This window comes from Mesorhizobium sp. M6A.T.Cr.TU.017.01.1.1 (genome assembly GCF_004023115.1).
GTDB lineage: Bacteria > Pseudomonadota > Alphaproteobacteria > Rhizobiales > Rhizobiaceae > Mesorhizobium > Mesorhizobium mediterraneum.
Genome location: NZ_RZTA01000023.1, coordinates 47,578 through 68,973, shown reverse-complemented (window position 1 = coordinate 68,973; position 21,396 = coordinate 47,578). Strand labels below are relative to the sequence as shown.

Sequence of the window (21,396 nt, the reverse complement as noted above, 5' to 3'; positions counted from 1 at the left end):
TGATCTTGGTGCGAAAAAGTGTTGGGGCGAAGATCAAGAAGGTATTCGAGTGGGACGATGAACCGCCGATGGTACCGCAGACCTTCCTGATTGCGCCAGAGTTGATCCAGCCCAGATCTGCGCTGAAAGGGCCGCTGGACACTCTGAAGGATATAGCCTGAGTGTGAATCGACGCTACAGGGTGACCCCGCCCGCCCTGAGACTTCAACCCTTATCCTGCCGCTCGGTATTGAGACCCCCATGCGGAACCACACTCCTGGCGGCTTCGCTCACATGATCCCATATTGGAGCCATGGTCAGCATATCCCGTGCAGATGTCGCCGTCTCCACTGACAGCCCAATACGGCACGTTGGCGCCTGCAAAAGGCCAACAGCACCGAGCGTTAGAAGCGATACCGGATTCCAAGAGTGTTCGCATTAGAACCCTCTTTCATATTTCCAAATGTACCGTCGGCGCCGGATCTATGGTGGAGTTGGTAGACAAGTTCGACATTGGGTGCTTGCCTAGCTCTGAAAGAAAGCTCCGCACCAACGAAGCCGAGGAATGATGCATCGCCATCGTCGCGGATTTCGCGATTGCGCTCGATCTCGGTGGGGCCCGTAACGGCACTAAATCCAGCCGTCACTGCGGGCGCAATCGCCAAATCACCAATGACAAGGCCCTGATGGCGAAGTCGCGCTCCGGCCCAAAGTTCGCCAGACGTATCATCGTCCTCGCCAAATCTTATGGCCGCGCCGGTGACGCCACCAAGAACGAAACCAGCGCCTATATCGACGAGATCGCGACCATATGCGGCCCCGATTATGTAGTTGTCTGTATAGTTGGCATCAAAAAGGTCGATTGTATCCCCGAAGGACCCGCGCGCAAAGACGCCACCAAAGACATAAACATCATTCTTCGTCGGCAGACCGTCTGTGAAAGGGTCTTGGGTCGCAAAATAGATAAAGGGGGAGTTGTCATCGGCGCGTCCAGAACTGACTGAAGTGCTCAAGATCACCGCAGCCAAGGCCGCTTGCAGTCCGCGCATAGACAAGCTCCGAATCGATCCCTCAGTCGACCATCCATGCTTCGTGAATTTCACGGGAAAGAACAAGGTGCGAATTGGTTTGTCGCCAGAATGCTGAATGCGGGTACGTTCTGGTAGCTCAAACGCTTGTTTAGGCTTTGCCAGCCGGTGCGTAACGACAATGGCCGCAGTCAGACGGCCGTTCCGGCAGAACGGGCTTTCTTGAGAAGAGCGGAGCGAACTCGAAATGCCGTCCATCTTCTGTTCTTATCGCGACGGCCAAGGAACCCGCCGCCGACCAGTTCGTTTCGCGATATCTGACGCAGACTAACCGGAGGCAAACATGCTCGACATGCCGCATGCTCGCAATCGCAGCGTCGACGCGCATATAACCCGGCGGGACTTCGCTCGGGCCGGAACATGCCAAGACCGGAGCACCCGTACTTATCCGTTAGAGCTTTAGATCGCGGCTATGCTGCGCGACGTTGACTATGTCTTGCGAAAGCTCGACTGGATGCGCGCCGAAGGCATCTGGCCCAACGGTCTGCGCTACCTTTGGACCGATGCTTTCGGGGTCGTACTCTATGTCTCGCTTTACAAGGAGCTCGGCGAGGAACGTTGGCTGGGTGAGGCCGAGCGACTGGTGGCGGAGGTCGAGCGTGTGCTCGGTCGTCTGCGCGGAGTGAGGATCGGCGAAGCGGCAGATCGCGACGGACAGTATTTCCATTACCTGGCGATGTGGCTGTTTGCCTTGGCGCGTCTCGGTGATCTGAAGCCGCGATACCGCACGCGCGGCATCGCGCTGGCGCGGGACATTCATCCGGCCTTCGTGATCCCCGGCCGCGGCGTTATCTGGAAGATGCAGGAGGATTTGAGCAGACCTTATCCCGGCTACGGCCTCGGCAGCATGGACGCCTATGATGGCTACGTCTCCTACCGGATGCTCGACGAAGACGCACTTGCGCCCGAGATCGCGCAGATGCGTGACCTGATGGAGCGCGACTGGCGCACCCTCGACATCGAACAGGATCTCGGCCTCGGCATGATGCTGTGGCTCGCGCACTTCTTTCCTACCGAGCCATGGGCTGAGGCGCAGACGAAACGTTCGCTGGCAACGTTGGAAACGATGTGGGTCGACCCGCCGGGTTGTTTCAGCCGCGCGCCGTGGCTGCGCGATACGAAGTTCGCCTTCACCAATTACGGCGTGTCGCTGGGCCTTCAAGCCGCCGGCGTCTGGCCGGAGCGTGTCGAGAGGCTGAACGCTTTCTTCGAGAACTGGCGCTCCGGCGACGAATACGATCGCGAGGCGATCACCTGGGTGATGGCTTGCACCTCGCATCTTCCCGGTGCGTTTGTAGCTTCCGGACGGCCAAGGACCGATTGAAGACGGTAAATCCCGGGAACGTTCTCGCGCCGGCGCGGGTTGTCGATGACAAGTGCATCGAAAACGCAAAGGATGCAGGTGAAATGGCCATTCTTTCGGGAAAACCGGGAAGCTGTTGGGTGGCTGCCGCCACCGCTACAAACTATCCCCCGCTCGATGGCTCGATCCATGCGGAGGTGGTTATCGTGGGCGCTGGGATTGTCGGGCTGACGACGGCGCTTCGCCTTTGCGAGGCCGGTCGGTCGGTAATCGTCGTCGAAGGCTTGCGGACAGGCGGCCAGGTGACCGGCCGCTCGACGGCCAAGATCACGACGCAGCACGCGCTGATCTATCGCCATCTCATCGACACATTCGGCCGGGACATGGCGCAAGCCTATGCCGATGCGAATTCCGCCGGCGCCGTCCAGATCCGGGAATGGGTTCGCAACTATGCCATCGCCTGCGATCTCGAGACCAAGGACGCCTATACCTACACCTGCGACACAAGCCGGGGCGCGGAGATCGCAGCCGAGGCAGAGGCCGCGCGCCAGGTTGGGCTGGACGCCGATGTTCTCGAGCGCGCGCCGCTGCCTTTCGAAACGGCCGCCGCTTTGCGTTTTTCCGACCAGGCGCAGTTCAATCCGGCGGCGTATCTGGTTGGCCTGGCTCAGGCGGTGACGGCCCGTGGCGGACGGATTTTCGAAAACAGCCGCGCGATCTCGATTGGCGAGGCAAGCCGCTGGCGCGTCGTCACCGACGGCGGCACCGTTCACGCCGAATATGTGGTCGTCGCCACCAACATGACAGTGAAGAGCCCCATCGGCATGGCGAACCGGACCCAGCCGCGCTGCCACACTGCCATGGCGTTTCGGGTCGATGACCCTCTTGCTGTCGACGGCATGTTCATCGGCATCGACGATCCGACGCACTCCATCCGCACGGGCCGCGATGCCGAAGGCCCGCTGCTGGTCACGCTCGGCCCCAAGTTCGATACAGGCCAGGACGGCGACGTGGCGAAACGGTTTGTCGAGCTGGAGCAATGGGCAAGAATTAGTCTTCCTGTTGGAGACATTGCGTGGCGCTGGTGCAACGAGGACTATGACACGGCCGACAGAGTTCCGTATGCCGGCGAGCCCGATCCGGACAAAGCCTCCGGTTTTCATATCGCCACGGGATTCAACGCCTGGGGCATCACCAACGGAACGGCCGCAGGCACGATGATTGCGGATTTGATCTGCGCTCGGCCGAGCCCATGGCAAAAGCTCTACGATCCGGCGCGGTCTTATCCTGAGGACTTTCACAAGAATGGCCGCAGCCAATCCATTGTCTCAAGCGTCGACGACATAGCGCCGGGCATGGGCGGTGTGATCGTCAGGAGTGACGAAAAGATCGCGGCGTGGAGAGACGCTGAAGGGGTGCTCCATCCCGTTTCCGCGGCATGCACCCACAAGGGCTTCACCGTGACCTGGAACAACGCTGACAACACCTGGGACTGTCCTTGCCATGGCTCGATCTTCGCTGCCGACGGTTCGGTCATCCACGGCCCGGCTCGAAAACCGCTATCCCCGGCCGCGCTGTGGAAAGGCGACGACTGACACGGCCCGGCGTCACGGCCGGGATCGTCGAGATTCCCGAGTCATCTCACGCCGCTTGCTGCGCTTCCGCGACGCGCCTGATTTCTGCTGGCAAGGATTCCCAAACCTTGATCATCTGCCCCTCTCCCACGTGGTGAGCGAGAACCTTGGATACGACCTTGAATGCATCCTTGGAATCGACCGGTCGGGTGAACTCCAGCTCCGCCTTGATTTTGGCTAGAAACTCATCGAGCGATCGCAACTTCTCGGGCGTCTTGGAGGGCTGATATTGGTCATAATAGGCACCGCGCACGAGGATCGGCAGCTGCGAACCGAGATGGGCAGCAAGATCCGGCTGCATGCGATCCCGCAGGGCGTGGAGCACCGCCCCAAGAACGTGCCATGCGATCTGCCGATCCGGTCCGATCTCGGCCATGATCTCGTCAAGCCAGATGTTTGTGGTCTGCAGCGTCTTGTCGAATACGTCGAGTCCAGTGGCGCTCATCGAAGCCTCCTTTTTCTGCCAACTGTTCGAACAACTCATTGGACGAAACGACCTTGGTCGGCTGTTGTTCCCGTTGCCAAGCGTAAAGACCCTCGCCCGCAAAGCGTGTGATCCGTCCGGCCAAGCTTACGCTCCATGCGTTCCTATCAAGATTTGCCCGTCAAGATTTGGCCATAGCCACGGCAACGAAAAGCGTTTGCCCTTGCCTGTTGATGCGGAACAAGATGGGCTTGTTCTGTTGACGGGATTTCGTCCACTCCGCTTCGATGTCGGACGGCTGGCTTACGTTCTGATTGTTGGCCGAAACGATCACGTCGCCCGCGCGCAGGCCGTTTTGGTCGGCGAGGCTGTTCGGCGCCACTTCTTGCACGAACAGCCCGGTGGTGCCCGGCGGGAGTCCGAGCTGCTGGCGCGCCTCATCGGGGATGGGACTGAGCGACAACCCGAGACGTTGGTCCGCCGCTTCCGGTCCGGGAATGGCGCCGGTCGGTTGCTCTTCATCGTCACGCTGACCGATGGTCAGAGCTATTTCCTGCTGGCTGCCCCCGCGGTTTCTTGTGAGCGTCGTCCTTGTCCCCGGCTTTTGGCTCGCAGCCGCGAGCGTCAGGTCGTGAACGCTCTGGATGTCCTTGCCGTTAAAGCGCGTTATCACGTCTCCCGCCTGTATGCCTGCCTTCTCCGCCGGACTGCCGGGCTCGACCGAGGCGACGAGCGCTCCCTTGCTGCCCGGTATTCCAAGCGCCTCGGCAATCGAGGGCGTGATCTCCTGGAGACGCACTCCGATGAAACCGCGCTCGATCCGACCGGTGCGGATCAACTGGTCGACGATCCTCTGCGCGGTCCGGGATGGCACGGCGAAACCAATGCCTATGCTACCGCCCGAAGGCGAGACGATGGCTGTATTGACTCCGATCACTTCGCCAAGCCCGAACGGACTGCCGATCGCGATCGTCCAGGCGCCGGGCTGTACTGCATCGGAGTCACCCCAGGCGGTCGTTGTCATATTGGGCCGCGGATCGACCTTCAGCACCGCGATGTCGGTCGCCGGATCCCGGCCGACGAGCCGCGCAGGCGAAATCTGCTTGTCGGAGAATACGACATGGATTTCGTTTGCATCGGCAACGACATGGTTGTTCGTGACGATGTACCCCTCAGGACTGATCACAAAGCCGGAACCAAGGGCCTCTCGCACCTGTGGTTGCGCCGGCTCGAGGCCGGGACTACGGAAAGGACTAAAAAAATCGTCCAGCGTCGTCTGGCCCTGGATAATCTGTTTGGTCGTTATGGCGACCACGGCCGGAATTTTCTCCAGCACGATCGCCGTGAAGTCGTTCGGGATTTCCTGAGCTGCGAGCGGAGCAAGGCCGCCGGCCGGGAATATCAGAATTGCGGCAATCAGGCCGGCGCAGAGTCTTTTGTTCAACACCGGAAACATGGTCTGAGACTCCTTCAGCGTTCAGTGATCAAGCATATGGCCGCTCCAGCAGGCGCAAGCCGCTCACCAGCGGATTACGACGACCTTGTCGTTCCCATTGGTGAGTTCGACAGCTTCGGTGCCGTCCGGCTTGCGGCTTTCGATCCGGGCGCTTTCTACTGTTTCTATGCCAGCAATGTTGGCCGCAAAGGCCTCGTCAATCTCGGCAGTACAGACCAGGGTATCCGGTGGCAGATCCTTCACTTGGTCCATCAATTCGCGAAGCTTCATGGCGAATCTCCTTGGCACAGGCCCGGATTCTTTCGGCCGCACATTCCAACCATGTCCCTCCAGAAAAGTTCCAAGACGAGATTGCGGCGATGTTGCAGGATGATCTCCGCGCAAGCTCTCTCGTAGAACTCGAGAGAACGGTCTTTGAATGCCACGACCGACCTCGGAACTTCATTGGAACTTCCAGCCCGCAATCCGGTTAGGTGGGCAAGGATTTGAAGCGGATTGAGTGGAAGGTGATGTCCTCAGTGATTGGTGAAAATCCGCGCTCGACTGCCAGGATCGCAGGCTATCCCATTCACCCGATGCTCGTCCTTTTTCCGGACCTGCGCTGGACCCCGAAACGAGGAGGAAACCCATGGCGACCATGAAAGCAGTTCGTATTCATACTTTTGGCGGGCCAGAGGTCCTTTCGCTGGACGAGGTTCCCTTGCCTCAGCCCCGTGACGACGAGGTCACGCTCAAGGTCTGCGCAGCAAGCGTCAATCCTGTTGACTACAAGACCCGAGAAGGATCGGCGGGCGGGGATCTGCCCGTTACGCTCGGCCGCGACGTGTCCGGCGTGGTGGAGCTGTGCGGCACGCGGGCTCATACGTTGAAGAAGGGCGATCCGATGTTTGCCATGCTTGGCCCCAACCGCGGCGGGAATGCCGAATACGTCGTCGTCAAGGCGACGGAGGCGGCAGCAAAACCGGAACGGTTAAGCCACGTGGAAGCAGCCGCCGTGCCGCTTGCCGGCATTACAGCGTGGCAGGGCCTTTTCGACCATGGCGACCTCAAATCCGGGCAGCGGGTTCTCACCCATGGCGGCGCCGGCGGTGTCGGCCATCTGGCGATCCAGTTTGCCAAGGCTGCGGGCGCGTTTGTCGCGACGACCGTTGCTGCCGAGGATTTCGATTTCGTCCGCAAGCTTGGCGCCGACCAGGCCGTCGACTACAAGAACCAGCGCTTCGAGGACGAGGTCGAGGACATCGATATGGTTTTCGATCTGGTCGCGGGCGACACACAGGATCGCTCCTGGAACGTGCTGAAGCCCGGTGGGATACTTGTTTCCACCGTTTCTGAGCCCTCGGCCGAACAGGCACGCCTGCATCAGGCGCGTGGCGTTTCCTATCTGGCTGAGCCAAACGCGGCGCAGCTTGCGAGGATCAGCCGCCTCATCGACGCCGGCAAGGTAACTCCGTTCGTGCAGGCAACTTATCCTTTGGAGGAGATCGCCAAGGCCGAGGAACGGCTGGAGAGGGAACATACGCGCGGCAAGATCGTGCTTGAGGTGGCCGCCTGAGCCCGGAATGCTCAAGTTCAAAGTGAACCAGTTCTGCTGGCAAGCCATTCGGGAGGTGATCAGTGCGTGGCCGACAGGCAGCCCGCCTGCAGGACTTGGCGCTGATTCATCCGTAAGTGCCGATTAATTCCGCCTCACCCAGCATGTTTTCACGGGCAGCCTGCCACACGACCAGGGCGTCGGGTTCCGGGCCGATGGGAAGGTTGGCAATGCCAAGGGCGGCGAGCCTGAAGCGGTAGGTGTGTGGTTTATAACCCGGATGCAGGTCGGGTCCATCATAGTGAAGATTGCCGAAATCATTGAAGCCATGAGGCAGGTCCTCGGTTCGCGCTTTGGAACTGCGCCCTTCGGCCAAATGACGCCGGTCGCCGCCGATGTCGTAGACGACCCAATGCCGGGACGCCTGTGACGGTGCATCCGTATCTTCCATGACGAGCACGTAGCTCCGAGTGCCCGGCGGCGGATCGCTCCATTCCAGAAACGGGGAGAGATTGTCGCCGCGCCGGGCGTGACGATCTGGAATAGGCTGGCCGTTCTGAAAGGCGGGACTGGTCAAAGTGAACGCCATCATTCTCCTCCTTGCTCGGCTAAACTCGTCGAAATAGACGCTTCGGGCGCGCCCGTCGCGGCCTTCTCTCCATCAGACGACCCCAACAACCACAACCGGCTATGGATCGTATCGGCGCGGGCCGTGCTCACTTGAAATTGGCGCCCCGATTGCTCCTCAATGTGCTCGCCGAAAAAAGAACCGCGCCCGGGCGAGCATGAGGTCTTCACCCGGCGGCTTTGAAGCAGTGCGTTGGCTCCACCATCCATGGCGTTGCCGGCGATGCCGCCGGCAGTTGGCGGCCAATCGCTAACGAGAACGAGCAAGACTTTTCGTCACCGTCCTGCGCGGGCCTCAATGCACAAACTTCGTCCTCAGCCAAGCCAGAAGTCTGTTCCCGACAATTGTCCGGCGGACTCTGGCGGCAGCCCATCGCGCTTGCATCGTGGCACCAACGTGGCAGTGACAGACGATGTTGTGCAACTGCCAGTCACTTAGCTCGAAGAAGCGCTTTGCCTCACCGTAGGTGTCATCTTTCAGACCCATGGCGCGCAGCACCGGATCCTCATAGGCAACGGTGATCGGCGATCCCGCGCCACGCGCTACAGCACGGGCTTCAGGACTGAGATATTCGGTGCCTGAAAGCGCTCCGAGGCAGCGCCGTGGATTTTGTTCGAGAAGATCTGCCCAACGCTCGATCCGCTGCGTCCGAGTCATGACAGGGTATGTCGCCGAGGGCTCAACTTTTGCAATTGTCTGCAGTTGGTCGAGTGTTTGGTGTCTCATGGTCGGCTCCTTTTGATAGGTGCACCCACGCCCTAACAAAAAATTATTGCGCTGCGACGCGCCGACAAGGCCGGGAATTGGCAATCTGAGGAGTTCACCCCCTCACGGCTCATATCCGGAACCTTCTCAGGGGCCTGCTTGTTTTGGCTGGTGAAAGGAGACCGTCATGAGCACAAAACCACCACCCGTTCCGGCAGAGAACCAGAGCCCTAAGGGTCCGGGCGATAAGAAGTCGGTTCCTGTCGACCAAACGCAGCACAGCCATTCCGCCCCAAATCCCGACAAACAGGGCCAGCAGGGCAACACGAGGGTCAATACGACCCACCAAGGCTACCAGCAGGACCGTTAGGTGATTTTCATGTCCACGTCGAAGAAGACCCGCGCCAGCATCCGCCACGGCGGTCCTGGCGCATCGCACGAGAATGCCAAGGAGCCGCTGGTGATAGAAAAGCCGCCAGCCGATTCCGATCTGCGCAGTCGCAGCAAGATCTCAGGCGGCGGAGGTGAACGCGACAGCCACCATACTCATGATCCTGAAAAGAAGGGCGGCGGCACCCGACCGGCGCGAGAAGGAAGGTGAATGGTCGCTGAAGCCTGCGGCGTCGCGCCTCGCATTCTTTGCTGAAAATGCGGGGCGCGAATAGGCCGTCTGATTGTGAGCACCGCCTGACGGCGCGGTGGTCTAGGCAGCGCTTTGGTCCGGGGGGACGACCCGTTCTTCGGCCAAGCGCCACATGGTGCGCAGCTTTTCCGGTAAAGTGGCTTGGACCTTGGCGACCTGACCACGCGAGACATGCCGCGATAACGTGGCAAAGACAGAACGCACCGCATCATCGGCATCCATGAGCCGTGAATCGGACAAACGATCGGTGACTTCGATGACAAACTCGTCCCAGTCCCAATCGCTCGGCTGCCTTGCCGGCTCGAACTGATCATAATAGGCGCCACGCACCAAAACTGGCAGTTCTGCGCCGAGATGCGCCGCTAGCCCCAAAGGCAGCCGGTCACGCAGCATCTGCAGGACTGTCGACAACACCTTCCAGCAGAGCTGCCTGTCTGGGCCGAGCTCTTCCATCAAGTCATTGAGCCAGACGTTGGTTGTCTGAAGCGTCTTGTCGAAGACGTCGAGGCCTGTCGCGCTCACTATACCGTCCTCCCGGTCACGTCCGCCGCGCACAGTTATTCGTGAACGGATTACATCCGCATGAGTTCCCTCAGGTCTTCAAATTCCGCGACTACTGTCTCGTTGCAAGATGCGGACACCGTCTCGGCAGTGGCTGTGGGCTTTTTTGGCTTACCGTCGCAACTTCGGCCCACGTTATGCATTCTTACTTTAGATCGCCCGTCCCTCCAGGCGGTCCGGGGCTGAAAAAGGCTGTTGCCCGCTGGCTCCCGGCCGGCGGGCTTTCTCGTGGGCCTACCGGCTTTGCCGCTAGACAAGCCATAGCAAATGCTACTTCCGGTGGAACAGGAAGCCCTTCTGGGAGTTCATGCTTCATCAACAGGCGCATGGACGTGCCCCTGTGAGTGGCGCGCCGGCGCAAGAATGGGAGAACCACCATGAGCCTCGGAACCATACTCATCATCATTTTGATCCTTGCCTTGCTGGGCGGGTTCAGCGGTCTGGGTGGTGGACCGTTTTATGGCACTGGCTACTATGGCGGAGGCGGCCTCGGTCTCGTGCTGTTGATCGTGATTATCCTGGTCCTTCTCGGACGCATTTAGGGCCCGCACGATTTAGCCGATAACTTCACTGGTGATCCTGTGTCGGCCTGGCACCTCGTCCAGGAATGTCGCCGCAGCCGGCGGGGCAAAGGGGGGATTGTCACGACGGGGAACCGAAATTGCTCAAGCGCATTATAGCCTTCTGCAGAAATCCACTGGAATGGCGCCATACGTGAACTTCGTTCAACAAGCCGATGTCGGCCTCGGAGTTCCGGGCGTTCCCTCTGCCGATCTGCTGCAGGCACTGCCCGTTGCCGTCTATACCGTCGACGAGCAGGGACGCATCACCTTCTTCAACGAAGCCGCAGCTGAGCTCTGGGGCCATCGTCCGGTTATCGGCCGGGACCTATGGTGCGGCTCGTGGAAACTTCGTCATCTAGACGGTCGGGATATGGCACATGGCGAGTGTCCGATGGCCGTGGCGCTGCGCGAAGGACGGGACGTCTCATGGGACCAAGCGATTGCGGAGCGGCCGGACGGTGAATTCGTCCCGTTCAAGGCTCACCCACGCCTGCTTCGCGACGAAGCGGGCAACGTTGTCGGTGCCATCAACACGCTGCTCGACCTGCGCACGCAGACGCTGGGCGATGAAGCCCGCATGCGTCTTGCCGCCATCGTCGAATCGTCAATGGACGCCATCGTCTCGAAGGACATGAACGGCATCATCACCAGTTGGAACGATGCTGCAGAACGCTTGTTCGGCTACAAATCTGCCGAGGCGATCGGCCGGCCGGTGACGATCCTCATTCCACCCGACCGTCTCGACGAGGAAGTCTCAATCATCAGCCGGATCCGCGTCGGCGAACGCGTCCCCTCCTATGAGACGATGCGCCTGCGCAAGGACGGCACGCTGGTTTCGGTCTCGCTCACCGTCTCGCCGATCCGCGACGCCATCGGGCGGGTCGTCGGCGCCTCCAAGATCGCGCGCGACATCAGCTCCCACAAGGAGAACGAACGGCGCATCCGTCTGCTCATGCGCGAGGTCAACCATCGGGTGAAGAACCAGTTCTCGGTCATCATCTCGATGATCCGCGAGACCAGCAAGCTGACGAGCACACCTGAGGCTTTTCTCGGGCAGGTTCGGGAGCGCATCACGGCACTTTCTGAATCCCATGATCTCCTGGTCAATGCCGAGTGGCGCGGCGCGACGGTCGGCGAGCTCATCCAGGCACAGCTCAAGGCCTTCGCAGCGCAGCCTCGCGTGTCGACGGCCGGGCCACTGGTGATGCTGCAGCCGAACGCAGTGCAGTATCTCGGCATCGCCTTTCACGAACTCGCCACCAATTCGGCAAAACATGGAGCGCTGTCCTGCAGCGACGGACGTGTCGAAATCGATTGGAATCTGATCCCTGCCGGCGACGGTGCCGAAACCTTTCGACTAGTCTGGCGTGAGTTGGGCGGGCCGATCCTGGACGCTGTCAGGGGTCGCGGTTTCGGATCCGTCGTCCTCGAGCGGGTGGCGCCGCAGGCTTTCAGCGGCAGCGGCCGGCTGGAGTTCCATGAGCAAGGCGTCACCTGGACACTCGAGGCACCGCTGCACTTCGTCCAGGCGTCAGTGGCGGATAACGCGGCCGTTTGAAAGCGCCCGTGAAGCTAAACCCTTCCCCTCCGACTCGACTGTGCTGACGCTCGGCCGGACCTATTGCATTCGATCCGGCTCGCGATGATGGAGCGAAACAGTTCTGCCCTCCAGAACATCGAGGTTGCCCCTCTCGGGCAAAGCATCGCGATTAACTGAAAGCCGATGGACGTTATCTAATTCAAAGACGCTCAGGCTGTCGAATTCCATGGCTGCCCCGTAGAACTGGGCCGCTTGCAGCACCAGGCATTCGATGTCTTCAAGCGCGACGTTTTCTGCGAGGTTTCGCAGCCGCGCGGCCTCAGCCACCGCGGTGACATTGACGATCCCCTTGCACCGGGCGGCTGCCCAAACTTGGCGGTTAACATCGTGACACAAACGAGCCGAATAACCGTCTCTCATGGAGAACCCTCCTTTCAGGAGCGGTTTGTCCCTTGAGATTAGCATCTGCCACATCGGCTCCAAAAACAAGCGAAATCCATAAAATAATTCGTTAATTCAATAAGTTAGCATAGAACGCAGGCTGCACAATCGACTTCTCACAGTAACTGCAAGCCTTTCACGCCGACGGCCCATAAACCGATCTTGACGTTCGGCGAGGCTTTTCCTAATTCTTAGGTAAATACTAACTTTGAGCGGCTGGAGGCAAAAGTGGCCGAACTCGAACGACCCGAACGACTGCAGATCATGCTAACTGCTGACGAATTGGCTGCGTTGGAAAACTGGCGCTTCGAAAGGCGCATGCCAAGCCGGTCGGCGGCCGTGAGAGAGTTGCTGCGGCGCGGTCTCCATGCAGACGGGTTTCTGACGGCAGCACAGGGTGCCAAGTCACAGGATTTTGGAATTCTGCCCAATTCCGGGATTGTCGATGGGCCGTCCGGCGACTAACTGCCCTCAAACACCGCACATCTGCGCCTGCCGCTCAAGTCCAGCAACTATCCCGGTGTTTCCCAAAGATCGGCGACGGCAAGCTACACGGCAGTTTCGGTAACGCGAAGCTGGAAATCCTTCGGCAGTGTGCCGGAGCCCTCCCGCGCTCTGGAACCTCAGGCAATCGTCGCGCGTTCGGTGACACGGCTACGGTGCAACACGCTCGTTTTGAACCACGTCGTGCATCGCAGCAAGGTCGGTTTGCATCATCACATATCCAGCAAGGATCGAAGCAGTGAGCGTGCTTTACCGCGCGGCAAAAATCGCCGAACAGGCTCATGCCGGGCAGACAGACAAGACCGGCCGGCCCTATATCGAACATTGTCGCCGGGTCGTTGACGCCGTCGAAACGCTCGACCAGAAGGCCGTTGCCTATCTTCACGACGTCCTTGAGAAAAGCGACAGTTGGGACCGCGATCGGCTCGAGGCGGCCGGTTTCGGAACCTCCATCGTATCGGCTGTCGATGCCATGACACGCAGGCCGGACGAGGACGAGCTTGCTTTCGTGCGCAGAGCCGCAGCCAACCCTTTGGCACTGCGGGTGAAGCGCGCGGATCTCGTCGACAATTTATGGCAGGCACGGCAGATTGGCGCCTCGACATCGAAGTATGAAGACGGCCTGGGGATCCTCGATCAAGAATTCTCCGAATGACGGAAAGATTGGCGCCTGCGGTGTGACTGACCGATTGGAAATTCAAGCGCCGCTCTACTCGGGGATGTGAGGCGTATGCCGCTTATCCTCGGCAGGGTCGGCATCGATCCGCGCCTTATCGGGATCGAAGGCGCCGTGGCGGGCGATGACCAATGCCGGGGTGTCGGGCGTTTCATAGGCCCACATGAAGTCATCAGCCGCTCCGCCGACCGCGTGAACCCGCCAGTAACTCGCGGTGCCCTTCAACGGGCTGCTCGTTGTGGTGTTCGTCTTCTCCAGAAGGTCGAAATAGATATCGTCGAAAGGGACATAGAAGACAGGATCGTGTCCTTCTTCGTAAAGCACTTTTGCCCGCTCGGTCGACGCAATGATCGCATCGGAGAACCTGACCGTCACGGTTCCATCGAACGGGGTAATCGTAAGCGCGCCGGGATGGCGGGCGGAATTTGCGGCTAAGGGCTGCATTCGACTTCTCCGTTGGCTGCGCTGTCTCTCTGGAACGTCGTATCGCCCATCAGGGTTCCAGTTGGGCCAGTCATTGGCATTTGTCGCCGCCGCGGCAGGGCTTTCCCAGTCCTTCCGGCTGCAGGTGAAAAGCCTGCAGCGGGCCATTCAGATTCAAGGGAACGTTACCGCCGAAGAGTTCGTTTCCTAGAGCAACACCAGAGCCGGCGGCGGGGCTTCGCAAGTAGAAGGGAGATTGCCATGAAAATCGGCAACTGCATGACGAGGAATGTCCAGGTCGCGAACCCCGAACAGTCTATTCGCGAGGTAGCGCAGATTATGGAAAGGCTCGACGCTGGAGTGATGCCCGTGGGCGACCACGACCGGCTGGTCGGGATGATCACCGATCGTGATATCGCGATCCGAGGCGTAGCATTGGGTAAGGGAGCTGACGCCAAGGTGCGTGATGTCATGAGCCCGGAGGTCAAATATTGCTTCGATGACGAAGACGTCGAGCATGTGCTTGAGAACATGGGCGACCTGCAGGTGCGTCGGCTTCCGGTTCTGAACCGCGACAAGAGGCTCGTCGGGATCATCTCTCTTGGCGATCTCGCGACGAACGGCGAAGCGGCAGAAGCGGGAGAGGCTTTAAGCGGCATCTCGAAGCCGGGCGGCGAGCACTCGCAAACTACTCACTGACTGACGCCGCGACACGTCAGTGCCAGCGCCTGATGTTCTGGTACGATTGCAAGCGCGCCCTGCCAAAGCCTATGGGTGAAGGTGGGCCTCTCGGAGTGGATAGATTTGGGTTGGTCTCTGAACCTCGGGACGATCGCCGGCACCACCGTGCGCGTTCACTTTACCTTCCTGCTTCTGCTCGTCTGGATTTGGCTAACGCACTATCGGATCGGCGGCACGCCAGCGGCCTGGGAAGGCGTAGCCTTCATCATTGCCGTCTTTGCCTGCGTGGTCCTGCATGAGTTCGGCCACATCGCCGCCGCACGGTATTTCGGCATCAGCACGCCGGACATCACGCTTTTCCCGATCGGCGGCGTGGCCAGGCTCGAACGCATGCCCGAAGAGCCGGGGCAGGAGTTCGTGATCGCGGTCGCGGGGCCGCTGGTCAATGTCGCTATCGCCGCGCTGATCTTCGCCTTGCTCGGCGGGTCGGCAGGTGTCGAACAGATGGCCGGGATCGAGGATCCGCGTATGAATTTTCTCGCCAGGCTTGCAGGGGTCAATGTCTTCCTGGTCCTTTTCAACATGATTCCAGCCTTCCCGATGGATGGCGGCCGTATCCTGCGCGCCGCCCTCGCCGCCCGCCTTTCCTGGTCGCGCGCGACCCAGATCGCCGCCACGATCGGGCAAGGATTGGCCTTCGTCTTCGGTTTCCTTGGGCTGTTCTACAACCCGTTGCTGATTTTCATCGGCATCTTCGTCTATCTCGCCGCGGCTGCGGAAGCCCAGAACGCACAGATCCGGGAGGTCGCCACAAGCGTCCTTGTCGGGGACGTGATGATCACCGAGTTCGCCCGGCTGGACCGGTCGGCGACGCTCGACGAGGCAATCGAGATGCTGCTCGCGACCACGCAGCACGACTTCCCTGTCATCGACTCCGCCGGTCATCTTGAAGGACTGGTGACACGCAACGACATGATCCGGACATTGAAGGAAAAGGGCCCCGCTGAACCGGTCGCGAGCGCAATGCGCAACGATATCCCGAAAATACATTACCGCAAAAGTCTCGAGGAAAGCCTGCGCCTCATGCAGCAGGCAGATGTGCCTGCCGTTGCCGTCGTGGACAATTCCGACCGACTGGTCGGGCTCATGACACACGAAACCATAGGCGAGATGCTTATGGTCCGCTCAGCCGTTTCAGATGCCTTCCGATTTGGTCGTTTGCGTGGGGGCAAGCCGCGACTTACGCAAATCTGAGCACGAGGGAATTCTTTCTACCGCCGGATCGAGCAAATGCGCCCCAAATCGGCCGGAACAACGTTGTTCCGGCCGGTCCACTTTTTGCGTCTTAAGAGCCCGCGACGTGAGGCAGAAGCTCGAGCGTACCGCGGTAGATCATGTCGCCAGCTACGTAGAGGATGACTACAAGGCCGACATAGGCAATCCAGCGATGCTTCTGAAGCAGATTGGCAATGAAATTTGCTGCAATGCCCATCAGCGCGACGGAGAGGACAAGGCCGAAGATCAGTACGTTCGGATGTTCGCGCGCAGCACCCGCTACCGCCAGAACATTGTCGAGCGACATAGAGACGTCGGCAATGATGATCTGCCAGGTTGCCTGCGCCAGCGTCTTGCGAGAAGCTTTGCCAGCTACGATGCCGTCGTAGTCGACATCACTTTCCGAAAGCGCTTCGATCGCCTGTGTTTCCTGCGCATGGTTTTGCCGGAGTTCGCGCCACATCTTCCAGCAGACCCACAACAGCAATATCCCGCCGGCCAACAGTAAGCCGACGATCTGCAGGAGCTGGGTTGTGGCGGCCGCAAAGCCGATGCGCAGAACGGCCGCTGCGACTATACCGATGACGATCGCGTTTCTGCGCTGCTCTTTGGGTAGCCCGGCCGCGGCAAGGCCGATAACGATGGCATTGTCGCCGGCCAGCACCAGGTCGATCATGATGACCTGCAAGAGAGCGGTCATTGCTTCAGGACTGAAAAATTCTGTCATACGGCACCCTTGCGTTCAGCTAGGGGTGACGAGGCTTGCGAGCATAGCCGTAGAGCAACGCGGACACCGCGTATGACAGGAGAAATGCCGCTACAGCTGAAGAAATCTCAAAGCCAGGCCACCCGGATTGGAATTCCAGTCCGACATCACAGTCCTGATGGACTGCCAGAGGGGCCCGGCCTGGTAGCACCTAGCTATTGCCGGAAGCGTGAAAACTCAAGGCTTAATTGTGATCCGGCCTATGCGGCATCGAGTTCGGCCAATTTCGTTACGCCAAGTCGGTCGAGCACGCGGCCATTGAACGGGCCGGCAGCCGCAAGTAGACTGACACCATGGGCTTCGGTCAGTCTCTGTAATACCCAGTCTGCGACCGTCGATGCGATGAAGGAAATCCGTCTTGGCTGTTCATCGACGACCGATCGGCCAATATCTGTTCCCAATCGGCTCCTTGGGCCTGGCCGCATTAATTCATTTCGGCGGCGCGTCGATCGAGCATTCGCTGCTTTCGATCAAGATCCTGGCGTTGATCGTGGTCGCCATCTTCATCTTCGCGACCGTGTTTGTGGTTTTGCATCATGCAGAAGCCGTCGCACGGCGGCTCGGTGAACCTTACGGCACGCTGCTGTTGACATTTTCGGTCACGGCCATCGAAGCTTCGGTCATCGTTTCGATGATGCTGCACGGCGCGAACAATCCGACGCTGGCACGCGAGTCCGTGTTTTCGACGGTCATGATCGTGTGCACTGGTGTGGTCGGGGTCTGCCTCACCCTGGGTGGGCTGAAGCATCGATATCAGGACATCAAACGACAGGGCACCAACGCTTCCCTTGCCGTTATTATGGCGCTGACGGTTCTTACACTGATCCTTCCAAACTACACCCTTGCAACAAGCCCCGGTGTGTTCTCCGCATCGCAACTCGCATTCGTGAGCGTCCTTTCAGTTCTCCTCTATGGTGCGTTCGTCTTTGCACAGATGGTGCGCCAACGGGGCGATTTTATCGAGGATCTGACGTCCAGAGCCGAACATGAGGAGCATGTATCTGAGGGTGGGAAAGTGACTACCAACGTGCTCCTTTTATTTGTCGGGCTGGCAGGGATCGTTCTTCTGACCGAGCAGGTGGCCGGCAGCATCGAGGATGGGCTCGCGTTTCTTCAAATTACCCAGGCGGACGCAATCGTGGGCTTCTTCGTCGCTGCGCTTGTGCTTATGCCGGAGGCGGCATCGGCCGTTCGGGCTGCGCTTAACAACGAACTTCAGCGAGGGCTGAATGTCGCCCTCGGCTCCGCTTGCGCGACGATCGGCCTAACAATCCCGGCAATCGGGGCAGCGAGCCTGCTCACAGGACGAAGCCTGATGCTTGGTCTGGGTCCGGGGGATACTGTGCTTCTCCTGCTCGCGCTCGCCATCAGCATCGTGAGCTTTGGGACGGGCCGAACAACGATGCTGACGGGGCTCGTTCATCTCGTCGTGTTTGTCGCCTATCTGTTCCTTATCTTCGTGCCTTAGGATGCGGGGCCGTGTCGTGTCGATTTGCACGCACATGGCCTGCAGTTACTGGATCTTCGAGCGCAAGCGATCCGTCGCGAACTCCGTCAACACCACGACGACGGAGATCACGAGAATGACGGTCGAGGCGTTCTTGTATTGGAGAAGATCGAACGGTCTTTCCCGCTCATCTCTTTTCCCGACTTCGAGCAGAGATACGATGTGTGTCAGTCGGTGACTGATGTTTTCCGCACGTATGGCGCTACCGGCAACCGGCTAGTGTACGGGACCGGTTCGCTAGAGAAAGGTTTCTGGAATGGGTCTCCAGCCGTCCTTGCCTAATGCGAATTGCGGGATATGCGCAAGGCTGTGGATCAGTGCCTGGTCCGGCCCAAGCGTTTCTTGCCAATCCCGCGCCTCGGTGAGGATCACACCGATGCCGACCACTTCCGCGCCCGCGCTGCGCGCCAACTCGACCGAGCCCTTCAGGCTTGAGCCGGACGCCACGACATCGTCAACCACCACGACGCGTTTGCCTGCTAGGAACGGTATCGCGCGGCGGTCGAGAAGCAGGCGCTGCTCGCCCTTCGAGGTGATGGAGGAGATGTGCTGGACGAGCGCGTCGCCCAGATGGATCTTTGGCGATTTCTGCAAGATCACGTAGTTATCGAGGCTCAAGGCGCGGCTCACTTCGATGGCGACGGGAATGCCAAGCGTAGCCGCGCCCACGATCACGTCGGGTTTGAGCGGTCGCAGTTTCTCGGCCAACTTGCGGCCGACATGCTCGCCGAACCTTACTCCGAGATCGATGACCATCATCAGCGAGATGGCGAAATCCGGCCTGATCGCGACGATCGGCAAGTCGACCTGCAAGCCGGCGACGTCGACCGGCCAGTTTTGCCCGGTTATCGGCGAAAAGGCGGTTTCCTGGGTCATTTTGTTTATCCTTGATGAGCGAGTCGGGGTTCGACCAGCAGGCCCACATTGCGCCACGTTGTGCGCTTTCGGTTCATGTCGAACCCGTAGATGGAAAGCGAAAGCGAGATGGCGTGCGCCAAGCGGATGGCCTGCACTAGAAGCGGCACACCGCGTGCCAGCGCAAAGCGCAATCGAGTGGGTAGCGAGACGTCGTCGATCTCCATGCCGCGTGCGCGCTGCGCGTCGGCGATGCGCTCGAAATCCTCGCGCAGCATCGGGATGATGCCGAAGGTGAGCGACAGGATCAGAGTGACAATGGGCGGGAGACGAGCTGCACTGGCCGCTGCCAGGATAGAGCCTGGAGTGCTTGTCTCCATGACGAAATAGAATGCCGCGGTCGTCGTGATGAGGCGTGCAGCCATCCCGGCGGCGATCGGCAGGGCATCGGCAGGCGAAAGCCCCTGCAGCAGGAGATTGCCGATCCAACTCACCATGACCAGAAGCACGAGAAGCGCCGCACCCTTGAGATAGCCGCGCAAGCCGGGCACCTGCATCACGCTCAGGAAAACGAGAGAAAGCAGGGCCAGGGGCACGCCAAAGCGCCAGTCCGGCGCAAGCCAAGCCACCAGCATGATCGTGAATGCACCCGTCAATTTCACGAAAAAGTTGAACTCATAGATCCGTTTCATGCCGCTGCTCCGGTCGATAGAGCCGTCGGTGCGGGCCAACCGAGCTGGGAGAACGCGCTCGACGCCCAGGCTTGCTGCGGCGCGCCGTCGAAGACGATCTGCCCTTCGTCCAGTATCAGCGTGCGCGAGGCGACATCTTGGACGAGGTCGAGATCATGCGAGATGAGCATGATCGCGCGCCCCGACGACAGCATGGACCCGATGAACAGGTCCAGCATGCGTCTGCCGTGCAGGTCGCGCGCAAGCAGCGGCTCGTCCAGGATCGCTATCGATGCCTGCGCCGCATCGGCGCAGGCAAGCCCCAGCAATGCCTGCTGCCTCGTCGAAAGCGCGAAGGGGTTGGCTTCGGCCAACCCTTTAATTTCGTATTTCTCTAGCGCGGCATGCGCCTCCCTCCTTACTAAATCGTCGGCTGCCGCGCCTGCGGTCATGGAGAAAATGACTTCCTCGAGCACAGTCATGTTGAACAGGATGCGGCGCATGTTCTGCGGAAGATACGCGATCGCGCGGGCGCGGCGCGCAACGGTCCAGCCGTCGGCCGGTTCGCCGCCAATACGGATCGATCCTGCGGCGAGCTTCGCCAAGCCGAGGATCGACTGGAACAGCGTCGTCTTGCCTGCGCCGTTGCGCCCTATCAGCGCCACGTGCTCCCCGGCGCGAATCTGGAGCGAGACATCACGCAATACCGGGACGCCGTCGGGGCGCGCAAGCCGGGTGCGGATGCCGGAAACCGAAAGCAGCACGTCGCCGGCAGGAAAGGACGGAGTGCAGGTCGTCCGATGATTGGGCGGCAGGATGCCCGCCTCCAGCCATGGCTCTTGCTGTGTCATTATCGTGCGCGCGGCGACGGCCTCCGAAAGCCTGCCCGACACGAGCAGGCGCACATTTTCAGCGACAGATTTGAATGCACCCGGATCCTGCTCGGCGACAAGCAACGAGGGCACCTCGTCGGCAAGCTTCGCGAGAATTCGAACCAGCCGTGCACGGGCAGCTGGATCGAGCCCTGTCGTGGGCTCGTCGAGCACAAGCAGCACAGGCGTAGCCGCAAGGGCAGCTGCGATTGCCACCATCCGCCGTTCCCCGCCGGAGAGAGTGAGTACTCGCCTCCCCCGCAGCGGATTGAGTTCAAGCTCATCGAGCAGAATCTGCAGCCTGCGGCGGATAAGTTTCTTTTCCACGCCCCGGTTTTCCAGCGGGAACGCGATCAGGTCCTCGACACCGAGGTCCCAAAGCTGGTCCTCGACATTCTGAGTGACGATGCCGATCTTGGTAAAAAGGGCATCCTTCGACAAGGTCAACAGCGGCTGGCCATCGAATGAAACCGAGCCGGAGAAGTGGCGAGGGGCAACGAGGCGGGGGATGATCCCTCCCGCCACGTTGAGCAACGTGGTCTTGGCCCCGCCTGCCGCCCCGCACACGAGCAGGCGCTCGCCACGTGCAATGGTCATCGTGGCTTCGGTGACTGCCATCGGCGCATCGCCGAAGCCCACCGTCACATCGTTCAGTTCAAGCACTTTT

The 21,396-nt window shown here is 60.1% G+C and carries 26 protein-coding genes; 12 read left to right on the top strand and 14 right to left on the bottom strand.

Annotation, left to right across the window (positions count from 1 at the left end):
* Positions 1 to 383 precede the first annotated feature (383 nt).
* Complete coding sequence (locus EOB36_RS10380; RefSeq protein ID WP_127204002.1) at positions 384 to 1,265, bottom strand: hypothetical protein; 882 nt, start codon at positions 1,263 to 1,265, stop codon at positions 384 to 386.
* A 214-nt stretch (positions 1,266 to 1,479) separates the two neighbouring features.
* Between EOB36_RS10380 and EOB36_RS10375 the strand changes: the two genes are divergently transcribed.
* Together EOB36_RS10375 and EOB36_RS10370 are read left to right on the top strand one after the other, a co-directional pair.
* Entirely contained in the window at positions 1,480 to 2,391 is a 912-nt protein-coding gene (locus tag EOB36_RS10375; protein WP_095486354.1) for a hypothetical protein, read from the top strand.
* Between the two features lie 83 nt (positions 2,392 to 2,474).
* Entirely contained in the window at positions 2,475 to 3,965 is a 1,491-nt protein-coding gene (locus tag EOB36_RS10370) for an FAD-dependent oxidoreductase (RefSeq protein WP_128284806.1), read from the top strand.
* A gap of 46 nt (positions 3,966 to 4,011) precedes the next feature.
* On the opposite strand, the gene EOB36_RS10365 is transcribed toward EOB36_RS10370, so the two are convergent.
* From EOB36_RS10365 to EOB36_RS10355, 3 genes are all read right to left on the bottom strand, one after another.
* Entirely contained in the window at positions 4,012 to 4,449 is a 438-nt protein-coding gene (locus EOB36_RS10365) for a DUF2267 domain-containing protein (RefSeq protein ID WP_095486353.1), read from the bottom strand.
* A gap of 160 nt (positions 4,450 to 4,609) precedes the next feature.
* Positions 4,610 to 5,764, bottom strand: a complete 1,155-nt coding sequence (locus EOB36_RS10360; protein ID WP_245467718.1) for a PDZ domain-containing protein — start codon at positions 5,762 to 5,764, stop codon at positions 4,610 to 4,612.
* A gap of 183 nt (positions 5,765 to 5,947) precedes the next feature.
* Complete coding sequence (locus tag EOB36_RS10355) at positions 5,948 to 6,154, bottom strand: sugar phosphorylase (RefSeq protein WP_095486351.1); 207 nt, start codon at positions 6,152 to 6,154, stop codon at positions 5,948 to 5,950.
* A gap of 358 nt (positions 6,155 to 6,512) precedes the next feature.
* Here EOB36_RS10355 and EOB36_RS10350 point away from each other — a divergent pair, with 358 nt between their 5' ends.
* Positions 6,513 to 7,439 carry an NADP-dependent oxidoreductase gene (locus tag EOB36_RS10350; protein ID WP_245461362.1) on the top strand — a complete coding sequence of 309 codons (927 nt, stop codon included), beginning with the start codon at positions 6,513 to 6,515 and terminating at the stop codon, positions 7,437 to 7,439.
* A 106-nt stretch (positions 7,440 to 7,545) separates the two neighbouring features.
* Here the strand turns inward: EOB36_RS10350 and EOB36_RS10345 are convergent, their stop codons facing one another.
* The 3 genes from EOB36_RS10345 to EOB36_RS10335 are packed head-to-tail and all read right to left on the bottom strand — an operon-like array spanning position 7,546 to position 8,772.
* On the bottom strand, positions 7,546 to 8,010 hold the full coding sequence (locus EOB36_RS10345) for a YbhB/YbcL family Raf kinase inhibitor-like protein (protein WP_245461363.1): 465 nt from the start codon (positions 8,008 to 8,010) through the stop codon (positions 7,546 to 7,548).
* Positions 8,007 to 8,312 (bottom strand): hypothetical protein, encoded by a 306-nt coding sequence (locus EOB36_RS10340; RefSeq protein ID WP_128284804.1) that lies wholly within the window; start codon positions 8,310 to 8,312, stop codon positions 8,007 to 8,009. The genes EOB36_RS10345 and EOB36_RS10340 overlap by 4 nt, the downstream gene beginning before the upstream one ends.
* Before the next feature lie 28 nt (positions 8,313 to 8,340).
* Entirely contained in the window at positions 8,341 to 8,772 is a 432-nt protein-coding gene (locus tag EOB36_RS10335) for a hypothetical protein (protein WP_127204005.1), read from the bottom strand.
* 166 nt (positions 8,773 to 8,938) lie between these two features.
* Between EOB36_RS10335 and EOB36_RS10330 the strand changes: the two genes are divergently transcribed.
* Both EOB36_RS10330 and EOB36_RS10325 read left to right on the top strand, forming a co-directional pair.
* A complete protein-coding gene (locus EOB36_RS10330) occupies positions 8,939 to 9,121 on the top strand; it encodes a hypothetical protein (protein WP_095486348.1) in 183 nt (60 codons plus the stop codon).
* A 9-nt stretch (positions 9,122 to 9,130) separates the two neighbouring features.
* Positions 9,131 to 9,352 carry a hypothetical protein gene (locus EOB36_RS10325; RefSeq protein ID WP_095486347.1) on the top strand — a complete coding sequence of 74 codons (222 nt, stop codon included), beginning with the start codon at positions 9,131 to 9,133 and terminating at the stop codon, positions 9,350 to 9,352.
* Positions 9,353 to 9,454: 102 nt separating this feature from the next.
* On the opposite strand, the gene EOB36_RS10320 is transcribed toward EOB36_RS10325, so the two are convergent.
* Complete coding sequence (locus tag EOB36_RS10320; RefSeq protein WP_095486592.1) at positions 9,455 to 9,916, bottom strand: DUF2267 domain-containing protein; 462 nt, start codon at positions 9,914 to 9,916, stop codon at positions 9,455 to 9,457.
* 416 nt (positions 9,917 to 10,332) lie between these two features.
* Between EOB36_RS10320 and EOB36_RS10315 the strand changes: the two genes are divergently transcribed.
* Positions 10,333 to 10,497 carry a DUF3309 family protein gene (locus EOB36_RS10315; protein WP_095486346.1) on the top strand — a complete coding sequence of 55 codons (165 nt, stop codon included), beginning with the start codon at positions 10,333 to 10,335 and terminating at the stop codon, positions 10,495 to 10,497.
* A 172-nt stretch (positions 10,498 to 10,669) separates the two neighbouring features.
* Positions 10,670 to 12,076 carry a PAS domain S-box protein gene (locus tag EOB36_RS10310; protein WP_245329922.1) on the top strand — a complete coding sequence of 469 codons (1,407 nt, stop codon included), beginning with the start codon at positions 10,670 to 10,672 and terminating at the stop codon, positions 12,074 to 12,076.
* 60 nt (positions 12,077 to 12,136) lie between these two features.
* On the opposite strand, the gene EOB36_RS34625 is transcribed toward EOB36_RS10310, so the two are convergent.
* On the bottom strand, positions 12,137 to 12,478 hold the full coding sequence (locus EOB36_RS34625; RefSeq protein ID WP_206072970.1) for a hypothetical protein: 342 nt from the start codon (positions 12,476 to 12,478) through the stop codon (positions 12,137 to 12,139).
* Positions 12,479 to 12,727: 249 nt separating this feature from the next.
* Between EOB36_RS34625 and EOB36_RS10300 the strand changes: the two genes are divergently transcribed.
* Positions 12,728 to 12,964 carry a hypothetical protein gene (locus tag EOB36_RS10300; RefSeq protein ID WP_127204006.1) on the top strand — a complete coding sequence of 79 codons (237 nt, stop codon included), beginning with the start codon at positions 12,728 to 12,730 and terminating at the stop codon, positions 12,962 to 12,964.
* Positions 12,965 to 13,241: 277 nt separating this feature from the next.
* On the top strand, positions 13,242 to 13,658 hold the full coding sequence (locus tag EOB36_RS10295; RefSeq protein WP_126103074.1) for an HD domain-containing protein: 417 nt from the start codon (positions 13,242 to 13,244) through the stop codon (positions 13,656 to 13,658).
* A gap of 54 nt (positions 13,659 to 13,712) precedes the next feature.
* On the opposite strand, the gene EOB36_RS10290 is transcribed toward EOB36_RS10295, so the two are convergent.
* Positions 13,713 to 14,123 carry a DUF427 domain-containing protein gene (locus tag EOB36_RS10290; RefSeq protein ID WP_128284803.1) on the bottom strand — a complete coding sequence of 137 codons (411 nt, stop codon included), beginning with the start codon at positions 14,121 to 14,123 and terminating at the stop codon, positions 13,713 to 13,715.
* Between the two features lie 240 nt (positions 14,124 to 14,363).
* On the opposite strand from EOB36_RS10290, the gene EOB36_RS10285 reads away from it, so the two are divergent.
* Positions 14,364 to 14,801: a CBS domain-containing protein gene (locus tag EOB36_RS10285; protein ID WP_128284802.1), complete on the top strand. Its 438-nt coding sequence runs from the start codon at positions 14,364 to 14,366 to the stop codon at positions 14,799 to 14,801.
* Positions 14,802 to 14,906: 105 nt separating this feature from the next.
* Positions 14,907 to 16,037 carry a site-2 protease family protein gene (locus EOB36_RS10280; protein ID WP_128284801.1) on the top strand — a complete coding sequence of 377 codons (1,131 nt, stop codon included), beginning with the start codon at positions 14,907 to 14,909 and terminating at the stop codon, positions 16,035 to 16,037.
* A 91-nt stretch (positions 16,038 to 16,128) separates the two neighbouring features.
* On the opposite strand, the gene EOB36_RS10275 is transcribed toward EOB36_RS10280, so the two are convergent.
* Positions 16,129 to 16,785, bottom strand: a complete 657-nt coding sequence (locus EOB36_RS10275; RefSeq protein ID WP_128284800.1) for a TerC family protein — start codon at positions 16,783 to 16,785, stop codon at positions 16,129 to 16,131.
* A gap of 397 nt (positions 16,786 to 17,182) precedes the next feature.
* Here EOB36_RS10275 and EOB36_RS10270 point away from each other — a divergent pair, with 397 nt between their 5' ends.
* On the top strand, positions 17,183 to 18,292 hold the full coding sequence (locus tag EOB36_RS10270; protein ID WP_245467716.1) for an ionic transporter: 1,110 nt from the start codon (positions 17,183 to 17,185) through the stop codon (positions 18,290 to 18,292).
* 276 nt (positions 18,293 to 18,568) lie between these two features.
* Here EOB36_RS10270 and EOB36_RS10265 read toward each other — a convergent pair whose 3' ends face one another.
* The 3 genes from EOB36_RS10265 to EOB36_RS10255 are packed head-to-tail and all read right to left on the bottom strand — an operon-like array spanning position 18,569 to position 21,392.
* Complete coding sequence (locus EOB36_RS10265) at positions 18,569 to 19,207, bottom strand: phosphoribosyltransferase family protein (protein WP_126103079.1); 639 nt, start codon at positions 19,205 to 19,207, stop codon at positions 18,569 to 18,571.
* 5 nt (positions 19,208 to 19,212) lie between these two features.
* A complete protein-coding gene (locus EOB36_RS10260) occupies positions 19,213 to 19,878 on the bottom strand; it encodes an energy-coupling factor transporter transmembrane component T (protein WP_128284799.1) in 666 nt (221 codons plus the stop codon).
* On the bottom strand, positions 19,875 to 21,392 hold the full coding sequence (locus EOB36_RS10255; protein ID WP_128284798.1) for an ATP-binding cassette domain-containing protein: 1,518 nt from the start codon (positions 21,390 to 21,392) through the stop codon (positions 19,875 to 19,877). The genes EOB36_RS10260 and EOB36_RS10255 overlap by 4 nt, the downstream gene beginning before the upstream one ends.
* Positions 21,393 to 21,396 lie beyond the last annotated feature (4 nt).